This is a genomic window from Paenibacillus sp. J31P316, assembly GCF_056269105.1.
Genome location: NZ_JBWDNI010000002.1, coordinates 887,777 through 911,523 on the forward strand (window position 1 = coordinate 887,777; position 23,747 = coordinate 911,523).

At 56.7% G+C, this 23,747-nt stretch carries 21 protein-coding genes; all 21 read right to left on the reverse strand.

Annotation, left to right across the window (positions count from 1 at the left end; all coding sequences use genetic code 11):
• Positions 1 to 3 precede the first annotated feature (3 nt).
• The 21 genes from AC0YNU_RS09420 to mgsA all read right to left on the reverse strand — a co-directional run bounded on the left by AC0YNU_RS09420 (position 4) and on the right by mgsA (position 23,730).
• A complete protein-coding gene (locus tag AC0YNU_RS09420) occupies positions 4 to 1,071 on the reverse strand; it encodes an ABC transporter substrate-binding protein (RefSeq protein WP_475755561.1) in 1,068 nt (355 codons plus the stop codon).
• Positions 1,072 to 1,852: 781 nt separating this feature from the next.
• Positions 1,853 to 3,088 carry an NAD-dependent epimerase/dehydratase family protein gene (locus AC0YNU_RS09425; protein WP_475755563.1) on the reverse strand — a complete coding sequence of 412 codons (1,236 nt, stop codon included), beginning with the start codon at positions 3,086 to 3,088 and terminating at the stop codon, positions 1,853 to 1,855.
• Positions 3,089 to 3,296: 208 nt separating this feature from the next.
• Positions 3,297 to 4,013, reverse strand: coding sequence for a DnaD domain-containing protein (locus AC0YNU_RS09430; RefSeq protein WP_475755565.1), 717 nt, complete (start codon positions 4,011 to 4,013; stop codon positions 3,297 to 3,299).
• 47 nt (positions 4,014 to 4,060) lie between these two features.
• On the reverse strand, positions 4,061 to 5,356 hold the full coding sequence (gene asnS, locus AC0YNU_RS09435; protein WP_475755567.1) for an asparagine--tRNA ligase: 1,296 nt from the start codon (positions 5,354 to 5,356) through the stop codon (positions 4,061 to 4,063).
• A gap of 30 nt (positions 5,357 to 5,386) precedes the next feature.
• A complete protein-coding gene (locus AC0YNU_RS09440; RefSeq protein ID WP_475755569.1) occupies positions 5,387 to 6,592 on the reverse strand; it encodes an acetate/propionate family kinase in 1,206 nt (401 codons plus the stop codon).
• Complete coding sequence (locus AC0YNU_RS09445; RefSeq protein ID WP_475755571.1) at positions 6,589 to 7,464, reverse strand: 3-hydroxyacyl-CoA dehydrogenase family protein; 876 nt, start codon at positions 7,462 to 7,464, stop codon at positions 6,589 to 6,591. Before AC0YNU_RS09445 ends, AC0YNU_RS09440 begins: the two co-directional genes overlap by 4 nt.
• Before the next feature lie 88 nt (positions 7,465 to 7,552).
• Positions 7,553 to 9,073 carry an AAA family ATPase gene (locus tag AC0YNU_RS09450; RefSeq protein WP_475755573.1) on the reverse strand — a complete coding sequence of 507 codons (1,521 nt, stop codon included), beginning with the start codon at positions 9,071 to 9,073 and terminating at the stop codon, positions 7,553 to 7,555.
• Entirely contained in the window at positions 9,066 to 9,602 is a 537-nt protein-coding gene (locus AC0YNU_RS09455; RefSeq protein ID WP_475755575.1) for a hypothetical protein, read from the reverse strand. Before AC0YNU_RS09455 ends, AC0YNU_RS09450 begins: the two co-directional genes overlap by 8 nt.
• 167 nt (positions 9,603 to 9,769) lie before the next feature.
• A complete protein-coding gene (locus AC0YNU_RS09460; protein WP_475755577.1) occupies positions 9,770 to 10,291 on the reverse strand; it encodes a cell wall elongation regulator TseB-like domain-containing protein in 522 nt (173 codons plus the stop codon).
• Positions 10,291 to 11,592, reverse strand: coding sequence for an amidohydrolase (locus AC0YNU_RS09465; protein WP_475755579.1), 1,302 nt, complete (start codon positions 11,590 to 11,592; stop codon positions 10,291 to 10,293). Before AC0YNU_RS09465 ends, AC0YNU_RS09460 begins: the two co-directional genes overlap by 1 nt.
• Positions 11,573 to 12,232, reverse strand: coding sequence for a redox-sensing transcriptional repressor Rex (locus AC0YNU_RS09470; protein ID WP_475755581.1), 660 nt, complete (start codon positions 12,230 to 12,232; stop codon positions 11,573 to 11,575). The genes AC0YNU_RS09465 and AC0YNU_RS09470 overlap by 20 nt, the downstream gene beginning before the upstream one ends.
• Complete coding sequence (dinG, locus tag AC0YNU_RS09475; RefSeq protein ID WP_475755583.1) at positions 12,229 to 15,138, reverse strand: ATP-dependent DNA helicase DinG; 2,910 nt, start codon at positions 15,136 to 15,138, stop codon at positions 12,229 to 12,231. The genes AC0YNU_RS09470 and dinG overlap by 4 nt, the downstream gene beginning before the upstream one ends.
• A gap of 170 nt (positions 15,139 to 15,308) precedes the next feature.
• Positions 15,309 to 16,073: a hypothetical protein gene (locus tag AC0YNU_RS09480; protein ID WP_475755585.1), complete on the reverse strand. Its 765-nt coding sequence runs from the start codon at positions 16,071 to 16,073 to the stop codon at positions 15,309 to 15,311.
• 134 nt (positions 16,074 to 16,207) lie between these two features.
• Positions 16,208 to 16,591 carry an aspartate 1-decarboxylase gene (panD, locus tag AC0YNU_RS09485; RefSeq protein WP_475755587.1) on the reverse strand — a complete coding sequence of 128 codons (384 nt, stop codon included), beginning with the start codon at positions 16,589 to 16,591 and terminating at the stop codon, positions 16,208 to 16,210.
• Positions 16,542 to 17,474 (reverse strand): pantoate--beta-alanine ligase, encoded by a 933-nt coding sequence (gene panC / locus AC0YNU_RS09490; RefSeq protein WP_475755589.1) that lies wholly within the window; start codon positions 17,472 to 17,474, stop codon positions 16,542 to 16,544. The genes panD and panC overlap by 50 nt, the downstream gene beginning before the upstream one ends.
• Entirely contained in the window at positions 17,471 to 18,415 is a 945-nt protein-coding gene (gene panB / locus AC0YNU_RS09495; RefSeq protein ID WP_475755591.1) for a 3-methyl-2-oxobutanoate hydroxymethyltransferase, read from the reverse strand. Before panB ends, panC begins: the two co-directional genes overlap by 4 nt.
• A 530-nt stretch (positions 18,416 to 18,945) precedes the next feature.
• Positions 18,946 to 19,935 carry a biotin--[acetyl-CoA-carboxylase] ligase gene (locus AC0YNU_RS09500; RefSeq protein WP_475755593.1) on the reverse strand — a complete coding sequence of 330 codons (990 nt, stop codon included), beginning with the start codon at positions 19,933 to 19,935 and terminating at the stop codon, positions 18,946 to 18,948.
• 25 nt (positions 19,936 to 19,960) lie between these two features.
• Entirely contained in the window at positions 19,961 to 21,346 is a 1,386-nt protein-coding gene (locus AC0YNU_RS09505) for a CCA tRNA nucleotidyltransferase (RefSeq protein ID WP_475755595.1), read from the reverse strand.
• A 25-nt stretch (positions 21,347 to 21,371) separates the two neighbouring features.
• Positions 21,372 to 22,532 carry an N-acetyl-alpha-D-glucosaminyl L-malate synthase BshA gene (gene bshA, locus AC0YNU_RS09510; RefSeq protein WP_475755597.1) on the reverse strand — a complete coding sequence of 387 codons (1,161 nt, stop codon included), beginning with the start codon at positions 22,530 to 22,532 and terminating at the stop codon, positions 21,372 to 21,374.
• Between the two features lie 83 nt (positions 22,533 to 22,615).
• Positions 22,616 to 23,314: a bacillithiol biosynthesis deacetylase BshB1 gene (gene bshB1, locus AC0YNU_RS09515; RefSeq protein ID WP_475755599.1), complete on the reverse strand. Its 699-nt coding sequence runs from the start codon at positions 23,312 to 23,314 to the stop codon at positions 22,616 to 22,618.
• Positions 23,314 to 23,730 carry a methylglyoxal synthase gene (gene mgsA / locus AC0YNU_RS09520; protein WP_475755601.1) on the reverse strand — a complete coding sequence of 139 codons (417 nt, stop codon included), beginning with the start codon at positions 23,728 to 23,730 and terminating at the stop codon, positions 23,314 to 23,316. The genes bshB1 and mgsA overlap by 1 nt, the downstream gene beginning before the upstream one ends.
• Positions 23,731 to 23,747 lie beyond the last annotated feature (17 nt).

Genomic DNA, 23,747 nt, shown 5'->3' on the forward strand with positions numbered 1-23,747 from the left:
TGATCAGTTCTCCTTCTTCGGTAAAAAGTCGTTGGTAAACGCTTTGTCCGCGTCCAGCTGCTTATCGAGCAGCTTATGATCGAACATCCAGCCGGCGTAGTCGGTCCATACCGAGAGCTTTTGCTCGCCCCATCGCGGCGCGTCGTCCTGATAACGCGGGCTGAGCCATTTTTGGCTGGCGCGGACGAGGTCGGCGTTCAAGTCGGGGACGGCTTTGATCAAAATTTCGGCCGCTTCGTCCGGATGGTCGATCGCGAATTGATACCCCTCGGATGCCGCAGCCATGAACGCTTCTACCGTATCTTTGTGCTCGGCGATCATTTTTTCGTTCGTCGCCAATACCGGCGTGTAATAATCGAGTTTCTTGCTGTAATCGGTCAAGTAGACCATATTGATTTTTTGCCCTTTCAGCTCCGCCTCGACCCCCGTCCATCCGTAGAAAATCCACGCGAAGTCGATGCTTTTCTTCGTAGCGGTGAAGAAATCGGCATCGCCGATGTTGACGATTTTGACCTTCTTGGCATCGCCTTTATCTTCCTGCATGAGCGAATCAATGACCGCAGGCTCGGCAGGCGAGCCCCAACCGCCGTAAGTTTTGCCTTCGAAAGCTTTAGGCGACGTAATATTCTTCTCCGCCGGCGAAGCGAAGCCGGACGTGTTATGCTGGATGACCGCCGCGAGCGAGACGAGCGGTACGCCTTGAATTCTCGCCTGCGTCACTCCTTCTTGGTAGCTGACGCCAAAGTCGGCCGCGCCCGATGCGATCATCGTATCCGCTCCCGCTTCACCTGGCTGGATGATGTCGACTTTAAGGCCATGCTTCTCAAAATACCCGTTGTCGCGCGCGACGTACAAACCCGTATGGTTCGTATTCGGCGTCCAGTCCAGCACGACCTTGATTTCCTTCAGCTTATCGCCCGCAGCCGTGCCGTCCGTATCCGCTGCCGAGTTAGAAGCAGCATTTCCGTTCTCGTTATCGTTCTTCGAGCCGCAGCCGGTCAATGCCAGCACTAGAACCAGCAGTACCGCCATGGCAGCCTTCAATCCCAATCGGTGTTTCAATCCGTTCATCCTTGTTTCTCCCCTCGTGCTCCTGATCGAAAACGTATTGTTTGCGAGCCATATCGGCTTGAATCCTGTTGACACGTAGGTTTCCCCGCAGACCACACTTTAACAGCTCGGTCAAACCGTCCGCGCGGTATAACTTCCGCTTTACGAACAAAAAGACACCCTCCTGTCGGAAGATGCCTCTATCAGCTACAACGGCTTGCGAACGCACCTTAAAAAAGGCGCATGCATAGCGGTTACGCGACTCCTACGCTGGCATTATCCAGATCAGGTCAAGGTCGAGATCATAAGGGATCTCCTCTCAGCCGGCCAAGTCCAGCTCCCCGTCAACTATTCAATTCAATCGCAACGTTGTTAATTATAGCAGACATTCCGTGGAATGACAGCCTTTTTAATAAAAAGCCGCACTCCCGGCGATTGGGGAATGCGGGGTTCGCGAGGTGAAATAACAGCAGAATCTGCAGGTTGCCATGAGGCGCAGAGGTCATGATTAGTTGGCAACCGCAATGAAAAGCATGAGTGGCTTATACCTGCCAGCTAATCCTGGCCGGCCAAGAGGCGCCTGGATTAAGGCTTGCGCGGTCGCCGCGAAGCGTGCAAGAACGGCTTGCACCTGCCCGCAAGCTCCGGCCGCTCAAGAAGCGCCTGGATAGAGACTCATGCAGTCGCCGCGAAGAAGCAAGGACGGCTTGCACCTGCCCGCAAGCTCTGCCGCTCAAGAAGCGCCTGGATAGAGACTCGTGCAGTCGCCGCGAAGAAGCAAAGGACGGCTTGCATCGGCCAGTTAATCCTCGCCGGCCAGGAGGCGCTCATAGCCGGCGATTTGCGCGGCCACCGCCTCGCGCAGCGGCAGGCCTTTCATCCAGGCCGCGTACCACTCCGCGGCCCATTGGACCGCCTGGCGCACCTCCAGGCGGGGATGCCAGCCAAGCCGCGCCGCGGCCTTGGCTGTATCGAGCAAGGGCGCCGCAGCCTGCCGGCGCCCCTGCTCGCTCTCGCCGGCGCTGCCGCCCGCCGGCGCGGCCCAAGGGCTGCCGAGGCTAGCGCACAGCGCCTCGGCCAGCCATGCCGACGTCCGCGCATCGGCAGCGCGCGGACCCAGGTTCCACGCCTCGGCGTAGGCTTCGCCGCCGGGCGGGAACAGGCGCTGCGCGAGCGCGAGGCAGCCCGCGAGCGCTTCAAGCACGTGCAGCCATGGCCGCGCCTCGTCCGGCCGGGCTGGCAGCTGCGCGGCGCGCCCCTGCGCTGCGGCGCGCACGCAGTCCGCCGCGAGGCGGCCGGCGCCGAAATCGCCGCCGCCGATCAATCCGCCCGCGCGGACGGTGGCTACCGCGGGGCCCGCGCCGCCGGCGAAATACGCCTGCCGGAACGCGGCCGCAGCCAGCTCCGTGCAGGCCTTGCTCGCGGCGGCAGGCGATTCGCCGCCAAGCGGATCGCTCTCGCGCAAGCCGATGCCCCAAGGACGCGGGGCATAACAGTCGTCCGAGGTCAACGCGACGACGGCGCGAATCGGGCATTCGCGGCTCACGAGCCGCACCGCATCCAGCAGCGCCGCCGTGCCGACGACTTCAACATCGAACAAACGAGCGAGCGACTGCTCCTCCTCCGAGTCACTTGCACTTGCACTTGCACTTGCACTTGCACTTGCACTTGCACTTGCACTTGCACTTGCATTTGCACTTGCATTTGCACTTGCACTTGCACTTGCTCTCGCATCTACACCTACACTCGCCCCTGCACCCGTCAAATGAAACACCATCTCTGGCTTCACCTGCTGCAAAGCGGCCATCAAGCTCCTGCTGTCGCGGATATCCCCGCGAATCCAAGGCACATGGGCTTCGAGCCCGCAAAGCCTATACATCGACAACGCTGTCGGCAATCCGTCGCTATAGCCTGTCACGACGGCGCCAAGCCGCTCCAGCCATAGAGTAAGCCAGCTGCCGACAAAGCCGGTATGTCCCGTTATTAATACCCGCCTTCCCCGCCAAAACATGCCGTCCACCATTGCGGTCGACTTCATCCTCTCCTGTTGGAATGCGAAGCAGTCAGAACTATTGCCTACAACGTATGCGGGAAACTCCCATCCTGTCAGTGCCCTGCAGCGAACTAGGCGCGGGAATTCGTCCAAACTAAACCCCCAGCCATTCTGCTATCTCTTTACGACCGCCTCAATCAGCCCGATGAGCGCAACCTTCCCATCCATAAACAAATAAAAAAACCGGGGGCATTCACCCCCGGCCGTTCCTGAATTTCTGCGTATGAGCTTTCGCCTCGTCGGTGTTCGTGACGCGATTCCGGCTCCATTCGATCAAGATTCGGTCGATATACCGGAAATGCAGCTTCCCGGCGAATACCGACTCCTTCAGCGCGAAGCGGATCAGCTCGTCCGGATAGCGGTCCTGATCGACCCAGGCGCTGATCGTCTCGCATTCCATCGGCGAGAGCGGCCGCCCGAATTCCTGCTCGAACGACGTGAACAGGTCCGACGGACGCGTCCAATCCCCTCCGCCCTGCGCGGGGACCGGAGGCCGCTCCGTCTGAGCCTGCGCCTCCCGTTCGAGCTCCATGGAACGCTTCGCTTCCTCCGCCAGCCATTCGGCGCTGCGAATCATGAAGCCCGTCCAATTGTAGCGCTCGATGCCGATGCCGCTGATCGGATCGACCTCTTCGTCGATGGCGAGCAGCCCTTCCTTCATCAAGCGGCCGAGCAGGCCATGCGCCGCCTTCGGCAGAATGCCGAGCCGGTCCGCCAGCTGCTCCGGCGTCGGAAAATCCACTCCCTCGACCTGACGGTACTGCATCAGCTGGAGCATCAGCATCATTTCCGTATCGGACAGGCCGATGCTGCGATAAGCACGAAGCAGACCGGCGGGGACAGCGACGCTGCCGCCGTTCATTGCAGCCGCCATCCCGCGCGCATACGCCTTCCACATTTCATTTTTCACCGGTCAACCCTCCCATTGCCTTGCCAATCAACCGTTCACCATAACGGTTACGGATACAGCCGGTACAGCATCCGCGGGAACGGAATCGTCTCGCGCACATGATCCAAACCGCAGATCCATGCCACCGTGCGCTCCAATCCCAGCCCGAAGCCGGAATGCGGAACCGTGCCGTATTTGCGCAGATCGAGGTACCACTGGTAGGCTTCCGTCGACAGCTCATGCTCGGAGAAACGTTCCGCGAGCAGCTCCGGATCGTCGATCCGCTGCGAACCGCCGATGATCTCCCCGTAGCCTTCCGGCGCGATCATATCGGCGCACAGCACGACTTCCGGACGGTTCGGATCCGGCTTCATATAGAATGCTTTGAACGACGTCGGGTAATGCGTAATGAACACCGGACGGTCGTATTTCTCGGCGATGGCCGTTTCATGCGGCGCGCCGAAGTCCTCGCCCCATTGAATCTCGTGCCCGTTCTCCTGCAAGAATGCGATCGCCTCGTCGTAGGTAATCCGCGGGAACGACCCTTGGATCGCCTCCAGCTTCGAAATATCGCGGCCGATCGTCTCCAGCTCCTTGCGGCAGTTCTTCAGCACGTTTTGCACGACGAACGATACGAATTGCTCTTGCACGCGCAAATTTTCTTCGTGATCGACGAACGCCATCTCCGGCTCGATCATCCAGAATTCGATCAGATGCCGGCGCGTCTTCGACTTCTCCGCCCGGAACGTCGGCCCGAACGAATACACCTTGCCGAGCGCCATCGCGGCCGCTTCCATGTAGAGCTGCCCGCTTTGGGTGAGATAGGCATCCTCGTCGAAATATTTGGTGTGGAACAGGTTCGTCGTCCCTTCGCACGAGGACGGCGTCAGAATCGGCGGATCCACGAGCGTGAAGTTCCGATCGTCGAAGAACTGCTGAATCGAGCGGATGATTTCCGCCCGGACCACCAGAACGGCCCGCTGCTTCGGCGCGCGCAGCCATAGATGGCGGCGGTCCATCAGGAAGTCGACGCCGTGTTCCTTCGGCGTGATCGGATATTCCTGCGTGATTTGAATAATCTCGACTTCTTCCACCGTCAGCTCGAAGCCGGACTGGCTGCGCGGCTCTTCGCGCACGATGCCCTTCACGTAGAGCGAGCTTTCCTGGGTCAGTTCTTTGGCCGCGTCCCATACGGTTACGGCGACCTCGCTCTTTACGACTACGCCCTGCACGTAGCCCGTGCCGTCGCGCAGCTGCAGGAACTGAATTTTACCGCTGGAGCGCTTGCCGTTCAACCAGCAGCCGATCCATACGGACTGCCCGACGGATGCTTTCAATTGTCCGATCGTCGTTAATGTTCTCATCTTCGATCATCCTCCGTTCATTATGAAGCTTTATTCTATACCTTGCACCAGCCGATTCGTATCGCGGGCGATCAGCAGCTCTTCGTTCGTCGGAACGACCAGCACCTTGACGCGGGAGGCGTCGGTCGTAATCGGCCTCGGCTCCTTGGATCGGATTTCGTTACGCGCGTCATCCAGCTCGATGCCGAGGAAAGACAGATTCTCGCACACCGCCTTGCGCACCGCGACGGAATTCTCGCCTACGCCTGCCGTGAAGACGACGGCGTCCAGTCCGTTCATCCCTGCCGCATAAGCGCCGATGTATTTGCGCAGCCGATACGTATACATATCGAATGCCAGCTTCGCCTGCTTATCTCCCGCATCCATCGCTTCGACGATCTCGCGCATGTCGCTGCCAATGCCGCTGATGGCCAACAGTCCGCTGTGCTTGTTCAGCATGGAGTTGACTTCGTTCAGCGTCAGCTCTTCCTTGTTCATGGTGAACGGCACGATTGCCGGATCCAAGTCTCCGCTTCGCGTGCCCATCATCAAGCCTTCCAGCGGCGTCAGGCCCATGCTGGTATCGAACGATCGGCCGTTCATGATCGCCGTGCAGCTGGCACCGTTGCCGATATGGCAGGTAACCAATTTAAGCGACTCCAGCGGTTTTCCGAGCGTCTTCGCCGCCAGCTTGCTCACGTAATCATGCGACGTGCCGTGAAAACCGTAGCGTCTGATTTTGTGACGGCGGTACAGCACCATCGGAATGGGATACAGGAACGTCTCCTGCGGCATCGATTGATGGAATGCCGTATCGAATACGACGACCTGCGGCACCTCGGGCAAATTGTATTCGACGGCCGTGATGCCCATCATCGCCGGCGGATTATGAAGCGGCGCCAGATCGAACAGCCGGCGGATTTCCTTCTTCACGTCGTCGGTGACGATCGTCGACTGCTTGAAGCTCTCGCCTCCGTGCACGACCCGATGGCCGACGGCGTGAATTTCCTTCATGGATTCCAACACGCCATGCTCCTTGTGCGTGATCATATCGATCAGCTTGCGGACAGCCGTATTATGGTCCAAAATCTCGCTGACCTCGTTCACTTCAGCCTTCCCTGCCGGCTCGTGCACCAGAATCGAAGCATCCATCCCGATCCGCTCCACGCGGCCCTGCGCGAGAACGGACTCGTCTTCCATGTTGTACAGCTGGTATTTCAACGAGGAGCTGCCGGCGTTCATGACGAGAATAATCATACCCGGCCACCGTCCTTATCATACTCGAAGAAGCCGCGGCCGCTCTTGACGCCCAACTGGCCGCCGCGCACCATCTTCTTCAATATGAACGAAGGTCGATACTTCAGCTCCCCGTAATCGCGGAACATGCGCTCGAGCGCAGCCAATACGGAATCGAGTCCGAAGCGGTCCGCCATCTCGAACGGCCCATGCTGAAACGCATAACCGATGCGCATCGCGCTGTCGATGTCGTCCGCCGAAGCAACCCCTTCCTCCAAGACATGAAGCGCCTCGTTAATGAATAAGCAGATCAGCCTCGTCGTCACGAATCCCGGAGATTCGAACACCATGACGCCTTTTTTATGTATCGTCGTCTCCACGAATCGCTTCGTCCGCTCGAAGACCTCGTCGCTCGTCTTCAGTCCCCGGACAATCTCGACGAGATCCGCCTTGTTCACCGGGTAGACGAAGTGCATGCCGATCACGCGCTCGGGATTTGCCGTCACGCTGGCTAACTCCGTCAAGCTGAGTGTCGATGTATTGCTGGCCAGAATCACGTCGGGCGGGCAAATGGCATCCAGCTCTTTGAAAATCGCCAGTTTGTTGTCCAAGTTCTCCGTTATCGTTTCAATGACGAGCTCGCAGTCATGCAGCTCGCTTAAGGTTGCTTTGGGATGGATCCGGTTCATGACAAGCTTCTTCTCCGCCGCCGTGACGGCCCACCGTTCCATTTGTTTATCCAAGCTCTGTTCAATCATGCTGATCGCATGGGAGAGGCGCTCTTCGCTTTGCTCGGCCATATATACATCCAGCCCGCTAGCGGCAAGCATTTCGCATATGCCCTGCCCCATCGTTCCGGCGCCAACAACGCCGACTTTACGCACTGCCGTCAACTTCCACACCTCCAAATTTCATCTTTTATTATACCGTTTTTCCGCACAAATAAGAAGGCGGACCGATCGTCCGCCTTCTTATTGCATGCTATTGCGCGATGGCTTCGTGCCGACCCGCCGTCAACTCCTGCAGCAGCGAACGGAACCTGTCGCCGCTCAGCGTTTCTTCCTGGATCAAGACGTCCAGCGCGGATAAGAATACGCTGCGATTCTCCTCCAGCATCGCCTTGGTATGATGCATCAGCTCGTTCAAAATGCTGCCATTAACTTCCGCCCACTTGTCCGGCGTCATCATGGAGCCGTCGATAATGCCAAGCTCCGTCAAGCCGGACTCGACCATGGAGCGGACGATGTTCATCGCTTGCTCGAAGTCGCCTCGGGATCCGGTGCTGCGCTCGCCGTAGAACATTTCCTCGGCCGCGGCACCGCCTAGCGCGATCATGATTTGGCTATCAAGAAACGGCTTCGTATACAAATATTTATCTTGCTGTGGATTATGTCTTACATAACCTAATGCCCCGCCGCGCGGCAGCAAGGCTACCTGCGATACGCTGCCCGGACGAACAAGCTCTGCCGCGATGGCATGGCCAAGCTCATGCAGCGCGACGCGCTCGCGTTCTTCATGCGTCGCTTCGCGGTCCGTGCGTTCGCCCATCATGACTTTGTCGATCGCCATCGACAGATGACGCTGGCTGATCGATTCGCCTTCCTCGCGCATCGCGTATATGGCCGCTTCGTTCATGACGCTCTCCAGCTGCGCGCCGGAGAAGCCGAACGACTCTTCCGCGATCTTCTCCAGACTGACATCGTCTGCGTCGATCGGTTTGTTGCGCGCGTGGAGACTTAGAATATGCTCGCGGCCCTTCTTATCCGGCAGGTCCACGGAAATATGACGGTCGAACCGGCCCGGTCGCAGCAGAGCGCCGTCGAGCATTTCCTTCCGGTTCGTCGCGCCGATCAGCAGGATGCGGGGCGAATCCGTCGTGTGAATACCGTCCAGTTCCGTAAGCAGCTGATTCAACGTTTGATCGTACTCTCGCTGCTGCCCGCCGTCGCGTTTGCCGCCGATGACGTCAATCTCGTCGATGAAGATGACCGCGCTGTTCTTGCCTTGCTTAGCCGCCTTCTGCCGCGCATCCTTGAACAGCTCCCGGATGCGGCTCGCGCCGACGCCGACGTACATCTCGACGAATTCCGAACCGGAGGCGCCAAGGTAGATCGAATCGGTATAATTGGCCGCCGCTTTTGCCAGCAGCGTCTTCCCTGTTCCCGGAGGTCCCGTCAGCAGAATCCCTTTCAACGGGCGAATGCCGAACTTGGAGATTTGTTCGACATGCACGAGAAAATCAAGCGCTTCGATCAATTCCCGCTTCGCTCGGTCCTGCCCGCCGATCTCCTCGAACGACAATGGCTGCAGCGGACGCGGCTTGCCTTTGCGCTCGCCGCCTACCGTAGCCAAATGCCCGCGGGACTTGGCCATATAGATCAGGCCGCCAACGATGACGGCCAACAGCACGAACGGAATCACATTGATGCCGAGCGCAATCTGCAGAAACAAAATCAAGACCGACAAGAAGCCGATCAGTATTTCTTTCCCGTATCTAAGCATTCGGCCACACCCCAATCGTATTGGACGAGCGAGGCAGCACCACGTATTTAACCGCCTTGTCGTCCTTCAACGTAATGTAGACGTTCGTCTCATCCATCTCCGAGGACGCTTGAATGCCCGAGTATTTGCTCTGCGCATCCTGCATGGCTTTCGGAATATCCGCGTAGCTGCGGTGATCCATCGCCTGAGCAACCTCAAAGAGCATCGATGCCCATACATCCTCCAGCTTGCCGGAGGCTTCGGATTTCACGATATTCAGCTTCAGCTCTTTGGAACCGATGATGTCATCGCCTTTCGTAGCGATCGTATCGTATATATTCCGGAGATTCGCATCCCGGTTAAGCGTCAAATCCAGCGTGACGGAGCTACGGCCGATAACAGGCTTGGCGTCAATAACGCCCGGCGTGCTCGTCGCGATGCGGTCCAAGGGCTTCAGGTCGGCTTCGTTGCGATACATGAACCAGCCGCCAACCAGCAAAGCTGCTGTAACGACGGCGGTCAGCACGATCGGCAAAGGTCGTATTTTCATAGCAAAAAGCTCCCTTCATCCACGGAATATGCTGCACTTTCGTCTATCAACTGCGCTATACGAAAGTATATCATAGACCATGGCTTCCAGGAGCCTGTAATTACAGGGAACAATGGTTGAACCTGCTTGACTTGCTATACGAATCTCCTTGCCGCGGCAGATCTCTCTTATTGGGACGGCAGCTTGTACATGACGATTAGCGAACCGTCGCGGAAGCGGTAGAAGTCATAGAAATGATTCGTCTGCCCCTCTTGCTTGCGGGAATAGAAGATCTCCCAGACCGGTTCTCCTCCGAACAAGCCGAGACGGATATGCGCGATGTCCGCATCAGGCTTCTCCTGCAACAACCGGGCTTTCGCTGCATCCTTGGTCAGACCTTCGCTCGCTTTGATCGTGATGGACGAATCCTTCTTCAACCATACGTATGTATCGGCGCCGTTCTCGTCTTTCCCGCTCACGACCCATACCGGCTCATCCCAGGTGTAGGCATACGAATCATCGACTTCCTTCAAGCCGCTGCGCTGCTTGGCCTCCGACTCGGCAGCCTTCTGATCGCTCCAGACCGGCGATTGCACGTAACGGTAATACATGTTAAAAGAAACCAACAGCAGCGCGACGATGACGATGCCGAGCAGGATCCAACGTCCCGGCGACATCACCGGATCTCTCTTGAATCGATTGACGCGCATCAGCTGGATAACAGCCTTTCAAAGCAGCGCTGCGCCTCCGCCCGGATCTGCGCATCGTCAAGGAATACGCAGGCGCCGTCCTCAACGACCTGTATTCCGTCGACCCATACATGCCGGACATCCCGGCCTGAGCCGGAGTATACGAGATGGGAGACGATCTCTGTCCGCGGATAGAAGTGCGGCTGCTCGGCGTCGATCGCGATGAAGTCGGCCTTCATGCCTTCCTTCAGCTTGCCGATCCGGTCTTCCTGCCAGATGGCGCGCGCGCCATGGACAGTTCCGAGCTTGAGCGCTTCCCATGCCGGGACCGCCGTCGGATCGCCGGAGATGCCTTTATGAATGAGAGCCGCCAGGCGGATCTCGTCGAATAGATCCAGGTTATTGTTGCTTGCCGCGCTGTCGGTTCCGAGCGATACGGTGACGCCCGCTTCAAGCATTGCGGGTACGCGAGCGATACCGCTCGCCAGCTTCAAGTTGCTCGCCGGGTTATGCGACACGCTGACGCCGCGTTCGGCAAGCAGCGCGATCTCCTCGTCCGTCAAATGCACGGCGTGAGCGACCAGCGCAGGGCGCGAGAAGAAACCGAGCTTATCCAGGTGCTCTACGGGCCGGCAGCCGTAATCGCCCACGTTCTGCTGCACTTCCGCCGCCGATTCGGACATATGCGTATGCAGCGGTACGTCCAGCTCATGGGCAGCTTCCACGATGCGCGCGATATAATCAGGCGGGCATGTGTACGGAGCATGCGGGGACAGCATCGTCCGAATGCGTCCGTTGGCACGGCCGTTCCAATCCCGAGCGAACTGTTTCGCTTCCTCTAGCTTGGCTGTTTGAACATCCGGCGGGCACAGGCCGATAACGCCTCGCGTCAATAGACCCCGCATGCCCGATTGTTCGACCACTTCCGCTACGATGTGCATCCGATCGTACATGTCGACGAAGGTCGTCGTGCCGGAACGGAGCATTTCGCTGACGGCCAGCGCCGTTCCCCAGCGCGCGTCTTCGTCCGTGTACTTGCCTTCCATCGGCCACATCTTCTGCTCCAGCCAGACTTGGAGCGCTTCATCGTCGGAATAGCCGCGAAGCAGCGACATCGCCGCATGTCCGTGCGTATTGATGAGTCCGGGCATAAACACAAGACCTTGCCCGTCGATGATGCGCGCGCCTTCCGGAGCCGGTTCCGGCAAGTCTTCGCTCAAATACAGAATGGTATCGCCCTCGACGACCATATGCCCCTTCAATACGGGACGATCATCATCCATGGTGACGAAGGTGCCGCCTTTAATCCAAATCCGATTCATTGTCGCTCTCTTCTCCTTCTTCGTCCAAATAATATGCCAAGCTCATCAGCTGGGACGTGAAATTCGCATAGTGGATGCGCACTTGATCCTGAACGCGCAGAATCGTCGGTGCGAAATTCAAAATGCCGTCGATGCCCGCTTCGACGAATTGGTCCGCTACATGCTGCGCTTCGGTCGCAGGTACGGTGATGATGCCGATGCGGATATGCCGCTCGAGAATCGTTTCCTTCAGCTTATCCATCGGCATCACGGTCAAACCGTTTATGGTCGTGCCGATCATCGAAGGATGAACGTCGAAGACGGCGGTGATTTTCATATTGTCTTTCAAGTACATATTGTAGTTGCACAGAGCGCGGCCCAAATTCCCCGCTCCGACCAGGGCAACGTTAAGCGGCTGGTCGAGCTTGAGGATTTGCCTGATTTTCTCGATCAAATACGTGACGTCGTACCCGATGCCTTTCCGGCCGAAATCCCCGAAATACGCAAGGTCCTTACGAATTTGAGCGGGATTCAGGTCCAGCCTGTTGCCAAGCTCCTGCGATGAAACCGTCTGCACATCCCGCATGCTCAAGTCGTTCAAGACTTGCAAGTACACGGGAAGCCTGCGAACGACCGCTTCGGATATTTTCATCGGTTTCATGCTTCTACTCCTCCTTCGCTTGGTGACAGCCATTCATGCATGCGCGGTACGATTTGGTCCAAATGCATCGTTTCGATCTTAGGCCCCGGCAGGGAGTACAGAAAATATTTGCCATAATACGTTTCGATAACACGAGTATCGTAAATAAGGACGATTCCGCGGTCTTTCCCTGTTCGTACAAGTCTTCCGAAGCCTTGCTTGAATCGAATTACAGCCTGCGGCACGGACAGCTTCATGAATGGATTCTGCTTCTGCTCCTGCAGCAATTCCGATTTCGCCTCGACGAGCGGATGATTCGGCGGCTGGAATGGCAGACGTACGATGGCGAGGCAGGTCAACGCGTCTCCCGGTATATCCACGCCTTCCCAAAAGCTGCTCGTTCCGAGAAGCACGGAAGCCGTCTGCTGTTGGAATCTGCGAGTAAGCTTGCTGCGGTTGCTGCTGTCGATCCCTTGCCCGAGCACGGTAATGGCATGCTGCGCTAATGCTTCTTTGAGTGGATCATATACTTGTTTCAGCATCCTGTATGAGGTGAACAGCACAAGCATTCGGCCTTTGGTTTCGATGGCCGCTTCCGTCAGCGACTTGACGAGCATTTCATTGAATAGCGGATCGCCGGCTGCACCCTTGAGCACCGGGATATTGCGCGGAATGATGACGAGCGCCTGATCGCGATAGTTGAACGGCGAGGGCAGCTGAACCGTCTTCAGCCTTCCGGCTTCCTCTTCGCCAGCCAAGCCGAGCTGCTCGCAGGCATACTGGAAGGACTTCTGTACCGACAACGTCGCGGACGTCATGATGACGCTTCGCTTCGTTTCGAAGAAATACGTTCGCAGCTGATTGCTGACGTCCGCGGGTACCGCGTACAGCTGCACCGATTTGGAACGGGAATTGCTATTGGCTTCAAGCCAATAAACCGTATCGGTCCGATCCGCCTTGATAAACTGACGCAGGTCATCCCTGGCCCGCGCCAGATCCTTGACCGTACCGCTCAAATCGGTGACGAGCGCGGCAATGGCCGGATCGTCGATCTCTTCTTTCACCGCGGCGAACACTTTGTCGAGCGGACGGATGATTTGACTCAAATAGCCGTGAACCGCTTCTTCGATCAATTGCGCTTCCTTCCACAGCTCCGGAAGCTTGCCGCCGCGCAGGCGCAGCACGTATTGTCCCGATTCGCCGCCTTGACTGTCCGCGGAGGCCGCAGCGTTTCGGAACGTGCCGTTACCGCTGCCGCTGGTCGCGAATCCGTATAACAGTTCGAACAACCGCTCCCATTCATCCCGAAGCTCGCCGAAGACCGGAACGACCTCGTCGATCTCTTCGCGCCATTTCTGCGTCTTCTCCAGATTCTCGTGAGCCAATCTGCTGTTCAGCGCAATCAATTGGCCGTTACGGGCATCCTTGCACAATCGGAAGACGGGCTGCTGAATGGAATAATACGACAGCTGCGTTCCCAGATGCTTGCCCGCGACTTCCTCTAGATGATGCGCTTCATCCAAGATTAGATGCTCATAGCCCGGCAGCAGACGATGATCGGCGCGTATATCGGTGAACAGCATGGAGTGATTCGTGATCACGACGTCTGCGATGTTCGCTTCCTGCTTCGCGCGGTGATAGTAGCAGCGTTTAAACCACGGACAGCTGCGATTCAAGCAAGAGTCGGCGTCGCTTGAGACCGCGCTCCAGAAGTCTGAGCCCCGGTTGCCGAAGTTAAGCTCCTCTTGGTCGCCATGCTCCGTCTCGCTAAGCCATACGACCATCTGCGACGCCGTGATCCGATCCTCGGCCGGCGCTTGAAAATCCCTCGTATTCACTTTGCCTTCGAATTTGCGCAGGCACAAATAATTGCCGCGTCCCTTGAAGATCGCGGCTTTGAACGGATAAGGCATGACGGCGAGCAGCAAAGGCAAATCCCTTGAACGGAGCTGCTCCTGCAAATTGATCGTATGCGTGCTTACGACTATCTTCTTATTATGCTGGACACCATAGAAGAGAGCCGGAATGAGATAGCCGAGCGATTTTCCCGTGCCGGTACCGGCTTCGATCAATAGATGCCGCTCTTCGTCGAAGGCGTCGATGACTTCCTGAAACATCATATTCTGCGGTTCCCGCTCTTCGTAGCCGGATACGACGGCAGCGATTTCGGATTTAATATGAGCAAGGAACGACGGGAATGTCCAATCGGACACCGAAGAGGCTTGCTCTTCTTCGCTGCGCGGATGCTGTTCCTCCGTCCAATCGCCTGCTTTCATGGCAAATTGACGGAAATACGTATAGGCATCGACATCAATCGAAGTTTGCATTTCCTTCTTCAGCGCGAATTCGGACATGAACCAGCCCAAATCATCGATATCGTCGCCGAGCAATTGCATCAACCGCTGCAACGTCAGAAGCGGAAGACTCTCCAGCTTGCGGCAGCACGCGGTGAACAGCTCCGCCGTTGCAAGGGCGTCGCTGTCCGCGCGATGATGCTGATCGTGCTCGATGCCGAACAGTTCCGTTACGGCGCCGAGCTGATAGGTCGTCAGTGTCGGATATAAGATGCGCAGCAGATCGATCGTATCCAAACGTCGGCCATCGAAGGCCATATAGCCGCAGCGGTCAAGCGCCGCATTCAGGAAGCCGGCGTCGAAGGCGACGTTATGGGCAACGAGTACGGAATCGCTTAACAACGGTACGATCTCGAGCAGCACTTCTTCCAGCTCCGGCGCGTTCACCACCATCGATTCATCGATGCCGGTCAGCCCCGTAATGAAAGCCGGGATCGGAATGCTCGGCTTCACGAACGAGCTGTATATCCGCGCAACCTTCAGTTCCTCATCCAGAAGGACAAGACCAACCTGTATAATTTCATCGCCGGCACCGTGGCCGGTCGTCTCCAAATCCAGTACGGCATAGTTCATCCGGTACTTATCCTCCCCAATAATGAAGAAACGGCTGCCGCTAGTATACCATGCGGCAACACGTTTCTCCCCGTCTTGCACGTCGATTCGGAAACGAACGATTCGGGAAGACCGCCAGATCCTCCCTATTCGTCCCTAACCGCAGCGCAGGGCGGTGCTCCCATTGCCCGCTACAGCTGCCCGCTCCCAAAATACAGCGATAATTGACCCGCATGCTGCTCGCATGATTTCATATTCGCCAGCGGGTCTGTAAAATTCGGATCGGCCTCATGCGCCCTGGCGAAATACGTCGCCGCTTGCTCCAGGTTCATGCGGACCGCTTGAATGCAGCCTAGCGCGTTCAGTCCGAGCGCTCTCCACTTCGGATGCTCCGTCACTTCCACCAACAGTTGAAAATGCCGCTGCGCCTCTTGCCACTCCTGCAGATGCATGAAGGTCATGCCCAGAAATAATCGTGCCTGGTTATCGTCAGGTGATAGAGAAACGGCGGTTTGGAAATGTTTGGCCGCATCGCGGAACATGAACAACTTGAAATATCCCTGCCCCTTCGACATCGACCGGCACAGATCTTCGGCCGTTTCCCATTCTTCCTTCTCTTCACTTATCGCAGGCGCAGCGTCAACCGGTTTTGCCTGCGGCGCTTTAGGAACCGCTGAAATGATCTTCGGATATCCCACGGCGGCTTGCGCTTGCGAATGCGGCAGAGCTCCGTTCGAAATCCCGGATTTGGGTTTGAAGCTCTGCTGCTGCAAGTCACGGAAATCGGCCATCTGTTCTTCGAATTGCAGCCATTCCTCAATAAATTGATCGCTGAAATGCTTCAATTTGGCTAGCTGCTCGTCGAGTCGTTTGCGTTCGGTGTCGTTGGCATGCGGATAATGAATCATAATGTCATGAAGAATATCTTGCATCGTTGCAAATACATGCTTAAACATGGTGCGCACCCGCCTTCACGCCGTAGTCGTAGAGAATGAAGCGATTTGTTATGCTCATTCTTTGCCCGGGCATCGCTTTTCATACTCCATCCCAACCGTTTCACAGCGCTGGTATTACGGTATGACGGGGCGTTTTACATAATTGTTGCATGCACTTCTTCGTTCATGATCTGAACCGGTTTGTTGGCGGCATCCAAAATAACGACTTTCGGCTTGTAGGTACGCGCTTCCTCCTCGGTCATGACGCCGTAAGCGATAATAATGACGTTATCCCCGGGCTGCACCAGTCTTGCGGCCGCGCCGTTCAAGCAAATGACGCCGGTGCCGCGCGGTCCCGTGATGACGTAAGTTTCCAGCCGCGCGCCGTTATGGTTGTTGACGATTTGGACTTTCTCATTCGGCCAAATATCCGCCATTTCCATCAAATCCTCATCGATGGTAATGCTGCCGACGTAATTCAAGTTCGCTTCAGTGACTGTAGCTCGGTGAAGCTTGGATTTCATCATGGTTCTGAACATTCGAGTCACCTCCGGTCGGTTGAAATAATCGGTTGTCGATCAAGCGCGTGCTGCCGAATTTGACGGCAAGCGCGAGTATAAGCTGGTCACCGCGTTCTGCCAACTTCATGTCAGGGTCCAACGGCTGCAAGGATGGGTAATGCAGCAGTTCCACATAGTCGATATCGGCGAGCGGCGCGGTAAGAATATTGGCGGACGCCGAGGCAATCAGCTTTCCTGCCGTCATCTCCGGCGCTTGAATCAGCTCTCCTGCGTGCTGAAGCGTCTCGGACAGGATAAGTGCCTGCTTGCGCTGCTCCGGGTTCAGATAGACGTTTCGGGAGCTCATCGCAAGACCGTCCGGCTCGCGTACGGTCTCGCAAGGAATAATGTCCACCGGTATGTTAAGGTCATTCACCATTTGCTGAATTACGGCCACTTGCTGCGCGTCTTTCATGCCGAAGTAAGCACGATCAGGTTGAATCAAATTGAAGAGCTTGCTGACCACCGTTCCGACACCGTCAAAATGCCCGGGTCTGGAAGCGCCGCATAGCGATTCCGTCACTTCGCTGATCAGTACTCTCGTCAGCGGTTTGGTCGGGTACATTTCCTTGACGGACGGTGCGAATAGCACAGCAACGCCGTTCTTCTCCGCTAGCGCGGCATCGCGCTCCAGATCGCGCGGATACCGGTCGAAATCCTCGTTCGGTCCGAATTGAAGCGGATTAACGAAGACGGATACGACGGTGAATTCGCACTCGCTGCCTGCACGCCGCATCAAGCTCGCATGCCCTTCATGCAGATAACCCATGGTCGGCACTAAGCCGATGAAACCATTCGGCGATTTGCTTCGCTGACGTGCAAGCGCGGCTTTCAGCTCGCTTATTGTCGTACAAATCATCATGATGAACTGCCTCCTTTGACGTGAGCCGGAGACGTAGAGCCATTCTCTTGCTGCTTCTGTTTCTGCTTCTGGGAAGCGGTTGAAGCATCGGCTTCCTGTCCGCCCCCGTACAGCTTCCGCAATACTTCCTGTTCCATCGGAAACGCATGGGACTGCGATGGAAACGCGCGGGTTTTCACGTCGCTGACGTAAGCGCCGATGGCCGTGCGAATCGTCGTTGCCAAATCCGCATACGTCTTGACGAAGCGCTTCTCATAATACGGCGATGCGTATTGCAATATATCATGATAGACAAGCACTTGACCGTCGCAGCCGCGGCCCGCCCCAATCCCGATCGTCGGGATGCTCAAGGCCGAAGTAATGGCTTCCGCGAGCGGCTCGGTTACAAGCTCCAGCACGATGGCGAACGCACCTGCCGCTTCGAGCGCCTTCGCGTCGTCGATGAGCTGCTGCGCTTCCTTCTCCAGCTTGCCCTGTACCTTATATCCGCCGAGCTGATGCACCGATTGCGGCGTCAGCCCGATATGTCCCATTACGGGTATGCCGGCCCGGACCAACGCAGATACTTCATCCGCGATGTCCGCTCCGCCTTCTAGCTTAACGGCATGCGCGTAGCCTTCCTGCAGCAGTCTCGCCGCATTCCGCAGCGTCGTTTCTTTGCCGAGACGGTACGTCATGAATGGCAAATCAGCGACGATGAACGTGTTTCCGGCTCCGCGGGCGACCGATCTTGTGTGGTAAACCATATCGTCTAACGTAACGGGAATCGTCGTATCGTAGCCTAATACGACATTGCCGAGCGAATCCCCGACGAGAATGATGTCGATTTCAGCTTCCTCCGCCAATTTGGCGGATGGATAATCATAGGCGGTAAGCATCGAGATGGGCTCGCCGTTCTGCTTCATTTTTTTGAGCTTCGTAATGGTCAGCGCTTGTTTCATGGGTTTCGTCCTCCTGACATGGGATGGGCGTCCGCGAGGTTCGTCATGCCTAGTTTAAGCTTTCACGATCGGCGTTCGTCCTATGTGATCAACACAAAAAAACCTTCTAGCCGCCGCTAAAAAGGTTCCGATCAAGGTGAAACGACGCTGCCCACCGGCTGGCGGCGCACGCAGTTTCATTCCGATGAAATACAAGCAAGTATAAAATAAATTATACATTCTCATATTTCCACAAAGGAACATCCTGGCCAAGGTGAACCGGCTGTCGCCTTAATCGCAGCGAAGCGGCTGGTATCACTCCGGAGAAATACAAGATCCGTACGATTACTTATACGTCCTTGTATCATAAAGCGGGCTTCCTTCTGTCTCGGTCCCTGACGGCTCAGAGCAGAATGCGCACTGCCTTTCAAACGACGGTCATCGCCATACCCGTAATCGAGGGTGCGGTTCGCGGACGCGATACCGCCCCGCTAACGAGCATGGTTATTAAGGCGAGTATATCAAAAAAACGGTCTTTCGTCTATGAACGCTTACCCAGGCGGGGGCACCTGATCCGCGGAAAACAATGGAACGACCGTGCCGTCGTCCTTCCTGACGAGCAGCGCTCCCTGTTCATTGAGCCCGATCGGCATTGCTATCGTCTCGGCTCCGCCGATGATGAGACGGGTCGGCTTGTGGAGCGTTACGGACAATGCTTCCCACAACGTTTGGATAGGCGCGAAGCCTTCCCGTTGATAGATCGCGTACAATTGCTGATATTGCGAGAAGAAGCCGGCGATGACTTCGCTTCTGTCCAGCGGCTTGCCCAGCTCGATTTGAAGCGAGGTGGCGATATCAAGCAGCTCCGGCGGATAATCCTCCGCCGTCAGGTTCACGCTGATGCCGACGCCGGCGATCACGTAACGCAGCCGTTCTTCTTCAGCCGTCGATTCCAGCAGGATGCCGCTGATTTTCTTGCCTGCGATCAAGAGATCGTTCGGCCATTTGATCCCGATATCAAGCGGCGCCGCGATCGCGCGAAGCGCACGGCATAAGGCAACGGCCGTCAATAACGTCAGCTGAGGGGCAAAATGAATCGGCATGCCCGGACGAAGCACGAAGCTCATCCAGATGCCCTTGCCGGACGGCGACACCCATTTGCGCCCCATTCGACCGCGGCCGTTCGTTTGCAGCTCCGCAATGACCAGCGTCCCATCGGGAGCGCCGTCTTCTGCCAGGCGCTGCGCAATGTTCTGCGTCGAGTCCACCTCGTCGAAGAGCCGAAGGCCGCTGATCATCGTGACGTTCTTCTCCTGCAGCTTCAATCCGAGCTCCTGCGCTGTCAGCTTGGAAGGACGGCCGACTAATCGGTACCCGAGCCTCCGTGACGCTTCAATGCGATAACCCGCAGCTTCCAGCTTCTTGATCTGCTTCCATACCGCCGTTCGGCTGATTTGCAGCTCTTGGCTAAGCAGCTCGCCAGATAGGTACTCTTCGCTGCCCTGCTGCTCCAGCAGCTCAAGAATGCGCTGATTATTCATGGCCTATACACCTCGATTCGTACGGCTAAACTTCGTTCATCTCCAATAAAACGGCCGCTTTGGCCATGAGCGGACCCTTCTCGTTCGTTACCTGGCCTATTGCAACCGCTTCAAGCAGCTGCTGAAGCAGCTGACCAAGCCATGGTCCCGGCTGCAAATCCGCCATCTTCAACAGTTCTTTGCCTTTGACGGCCAAATCCTTGATTGATCCGGCGGGCATCGATTGTAGCGCATTATATAGGAGCTCTATGTAAGCGTCGACCTTCACAGGCTGTTCATTAGCTTTCGCGCGATCGGTTAGCAAGGAAGGTACCGCAATCGCAATATCGCACCAGCTCTTCGCGGCAGGTTGACCGAACCGTAAAACGGTCAATATCCAGTGGCGATGCTCTTCTGCCGTCAATTCTGGAAAGGAGGGAATCTCACTCTCCCGCATATTCATAAAACGCGGAGCCATCGCCTCATGAACGCCGAGTACGGCTGTCAGACGCTCGCTTCTAGCGGTCGCATATTTGAGCAAGCCGAACAGTTCGACGGCTTGTCCGGCTTGAAGTCCTAGTGCTACGCATGCAGCGGCCCAGCGATCCTCGTTGTCGGACAACCTATTCAGCTGTTGTATCGAATTCGCGAGCTTCTGCTGCAGATGCTCTAACTTATCGCTTGCCTTCTCCAACCGGACTGAATCCGCATAAAGCGTTGCAGCTTCGATCAGTTCAGCAGGCAGCCGATCCTTCGTGCAAGACAGCAACCCGCCTCTGGCTAGCAGCGCAGCAGCCTGATGCGGCCGGCTTCCGCCAATCATTTTGTCGCACTCGAGACCGACCCGCTCCATCGCGATATGAGCCAGCAGGTGCCGATGACGCAAAACGGCGCGCCATGTGGTCGGTACGATACGCAGCTCGTAGGCAGCCGCGAACCGCACAGCCCTTAAGATCCGCAGCGCGTCTTCCCGCAGCCTGTCATCGGCTTCGCCAACGCAGCGAAGCAGTCCGCGCCGCAGATCGTCCTGTCCGCCGAACGGATCGACCAGCGTGCCGTCCGCGCGCATGGCTATGCTATTCATCGTAAAGTCCCTGCGCCGCAAATCTTCCTTCAGGCTGGTCACGAACCGTACCTGCGAAGGCCGCCTGAACTTCTCGTATTCCGATTCCGTTCGGAACGTCGTCACTTCATAGGTTTCCCCTTCGTGCACGACCGTGACCGTCCCATGCTGCAAGCCTGTGGGCACGGTACGCGGGAAGGCCGCGATCACCTGCTCCGGAGTCGCGGCCGTAGCGATATCGACATCCTTAAGCGTCTTCCCGAGCAGCGTATCGCGCACGCAGCCGCCGACGAAGACCGTCTCGAAACCGAGTTCTTCGAGCTTTCGCAACAAAGGGAGCGCCTTTGTCAGCGCTTCGCTCATCGACATCGGCCCTCCCCCCCTATCTATGGCTTTATTCACATACCGGCTCGGGAATATCTGCTTCGATGCCGAGCGTCTTATAATAAATCCGTTCGTATTCGGCCGTGATGAGATCGTTGCAGAACTGGCGCCGTGCCCGATTTAAGCATGCTTCGCGCACTTGCCGGTAGAGAGCCTTATTGCTAAGCAGCTTAATGGCATTATAGGCCATATCGTCCGTATCGCCGATCGTCGACAGGTATCCCGTCTCTCCGTGAGTCACCAGCTCAGGAATTCCTCCTGCCCTAGAGCCGATCGTCGGCACGCCGCAAGCCATCGCTTCGAGCGCGACCAAGCCGAAGCTCTCCTTCTCCGAAGGAAGCAGCATCACGTCCGCGATGGATATCACCTGCGCGACATCGTCCTGCTTGCCTAGGAAATGAACGCGGTCCTGCAGCCCCAGCTGTCGAATGCGCGCCTGCACTTTCGGCAAATCCGGCCCTTCTCCGACGAGCAGCAGCTTGCTCGGTACTTCTTTCGCTACTTTGGCGAAGACGTCGACGACATCCTGAAGCCGTTTCACAGGTCTGAAGTTAGAGATATGCATCAGGATCTTCTCGTCGTTCGTTGCAAAATCGCTGCGAAGCGAGCTGCACTCCCGCGGGAAGTAAACCCGTTTGTCGACGAAGTTATACGTCAGTTCGATCGGCTTCTCGATATCGAGCAGCTCTCTCGTTTCCCGGATCAGATCCTTGGACACCGCCGTTACGGCGTCGCTCTTGTTGATGCCCATCCGAATGAGATCCTTGATCGACTCGTCCTGCGCCAACACCGTGATGTCGGTACCGTGCAGCGTCGTCACCGTGCGAAGATTGCCGCCGACCATCTCCTTGGCCAAGAAAGCGCAGACGGCATGCGGAACCGCGTAATGGACATGGAGGATGTCGAGATTCTGCATCTTGACGACCTGCGCCATCTTGCTGGCTAGCGATAAATCATACGGCGGGTATTTGAACACGTAATAATCGTTGACTTCGACTTCATGATAAAAAATGTTTTTTTGGAATTGACCCAGCCTGAAAGGAACGCTGTGCGTAATAAAATGAATCTCATGCCCTTTCTCCGCAAGAAGCTTGCCGAGTTCCGTAGCTACGACGCCGGAGCCTCCAAGCGTGGGATAGCACGTGATTCCGATTTTCAGTCGTCTAGTCATGCGTTACACCTCCAGTTCGTTCACTACCTATGTCTATGCGGCGATCAGCTGACTCTACGACGCCTCCCGTTTTCGGGCAGCCTTTAAAACAACGTTACCGCATGCGGGCGCCGAATTGCAAATCCTTCCGCGTACGCCCAGCCGCGCGATTGGCCCAGCAGCATGTCCCGTGCCTCGACCCGTTGAACGTAACGGTCCGTAAGCGGCGTTTGCACGCGGTCTTCGCCAGGAGAAGGCGGCGCGAATTGCGATCGGTAAGCTTGCAGCGCCGCAAGCTTCGTCTCGATCTGCTCGCTGATATCCGTAATCAGGCTTACCTCGCCGCTGTCATTGATAAAGTAATAGTAGAGCTGCTCGACCTGTACAGGCGGAATACCCGGCATATAGTTGCGCAGCTTTGCATTGAATACCGCTTCCTCGATCAGCCTGCTGCAAGCAACATGATCCGGGTGGCGATCGTTCCAATACGGCGCGAAGACGATCCGCGGCCGCAAACGGCGAATTTCGCTAACGATCGCCTCCAGCTGATCCTCGGCGCCCGTCAGCCCTCTGTCCGGCAGACGCAGGACGGAGCGGTGGGATAGACCAAGCACCGCGGAAGCTTCGGCGGCTTCCTGCCGCCTCGTTTCCACGGTGCCATTCGAGGACATCTCGGCTTCGGTCAAATCACAGATTGCGATGCGATAGCCTTGCGCCGCATGCTTGGCGATCGTTCCGCCCATGCCGATCTCTACATCGTCGGGATGGGCGCCGAAAGCAAGAAAATCAACGGACTCCGTCATTACACTTCACCCGGTTTATATTTATGTACAAGCTCCCGCCAAGCAAAATCGCCGCGCTGGAGCGCTCTGACGAGCAGCTCGCCCGTCGCCACGTTCGTCGCCACGGGGATACCCTGAACGTCGCACAAACGAAGCAGCGCGATGATATCCGGTTCATGCGGCTGCGCCATTAGCGGATCACGCAGGAAGATGATCAAATCCATTTCATTTTGCGCCACGAGCGCTCCGATCTGCTGATCGCCCCCGAGCGGTCCGGACATGAAACGGTGAATATTCAACTTTGTCTGCTCCATGATCCGGAGCCCGGTTGTGCCCGTGGAGTATAACTGATGACCTTCAAAAACACTTTCATATGCCGTAACAAAATTTACCATTTCGTCTTTTTTTCGATCATGTGCAATAAACGCGATGTTCAACCTCGCCGCACTCCTCT

Excerpts from the sequence above, each read along its gene's own strand:
- AC0YNU_RS09450 (WP_475755573.1), bottom strand. The coding sequence starts at position 9,073 with ATGCTTAGATACGGGAAAGAAATACTGATCGGCTTCTTGTCGGTCTTG.
- AC0YNU_RS09460 (WP_475755577.1), bottom strand. The coding sequence starts at position 10,291 with ATGCGCGTCAATCGATTCAAGAGAGATCCGGTGATGTCGCCGGGACGT.
- dinG (WP_475755583.1), bottom strand. The coding sequence starts at position 15,138 with ATGAACTATGCCGTACTGGATTTGGAGACGACCGGCCACGGTGCCGGC.
- AC0YNU_RS09455 (WP_475755575.1), bottom strand. The coding sequence starts at position 9,602 with ATGAAAATACGACCTTTGCCGATCGTGCTGACCGCCGTCGTTACAGCA.
- panB (WP_475755591.1), bottom strand. The coding sequence starts at position 18,415 with ATGAAACAAGCGCTGACCATTACGAAGCTCAAAAAAATGAAGCAGAAC.
- AC0YNU_RS09470 (WP_475755581.1), bottom strand. The coding sequence starts at position 12,232 with ATGAAACCGATGAAAATATCCGAAGCGGTCGTTCGCAGGCTTCCCGTG.
- bshB1 (WP_475755599.1), bottom strand. The coding sequence starts at position 23,314 with ATGACGGAGTCCGTTGATTTTCTTGCTTTCGGCGCCCATCCCGACGAT.
- AC0YNU_RS09440 (WP_475755569.1), bottom strand. The coding sequence starts at position 6,592 with ATGATTATTCTCGTCATGAACGCCGGCAGCTCCTCGTTGAAATACCAG.
- AC0YNU_RS09425 (WP_475755563.1), bottom strand. The coding sequence starts at position 3,088 with ATGAAGTCGACCGCAATGGTGGACGGCATGTTTTGGCGGGGAAGGCGG.
- AC0YNU_RS09480 (WP_475755585.1), bottom strand. The coding sequence starts at position 16,073 with ATGTTTAAGCATGTATTTGCAACGATGCAAGATATTCTTCATGACATT.
- asnS (WP_475755567.1), bottom strand. The coding sequence starts at position 5,356 with ATGAGAACATTAACGACGATCGGACAATTGAAAGCATCCGTCGGGCAG.
- AC0YNU_RS09465 (WP_475755579.1), bottom strand. The coding sequence starts at position 11,592 with ATGAATCGGATTTGGATTAAAGGCGGCACCTTCGTCACCATGGATGAT.
- panD (WP_475755587.1), bottom strand. The coding sequence starts at position 16,591 with ATGTTCAGAACCATGATGAAATCCAAGCTTCACCGAGCTACAGTCACT.
- bshA (WP_475755597.1), bottom strand. The coding sequence starts at position 22,532 with ATGACTAGACGACTGAAAATCGGAATCACGTGCTATCCCACGCTTGGA.
- panC (WP_475755589.1), bottom strand. The coding sequence starts at position 17,474 with ATGATGATTTGTACGACAATAAGCGAGCTGAAAGCCGCGCTTGCACGT.
- AC0YNU_RS09505 (WP_475755595.1), bottom strand. The coding sequence starts at position 21,346 with ATGTCGATGAGCGAAGCGCTGACAAAGGCGCTCCCTTTGTTGCGAAAG.
- AC0YNU_RS09420 (WP_475755561.1), bottom strand. The coding sequence starts at position 1,071 with ATGAACGGATTGAAACACCGATTGGGATTGAAGGCTGCCATGGCGGTA.
- AC0YNU_RS09500 (WP_475755593.1), bottom strand. The coding sequence starts at position 19,935 with ATGAATAATCAGCGCATTCTTGAGCTGCTGGAGCAGCAGGGCAGCGAA.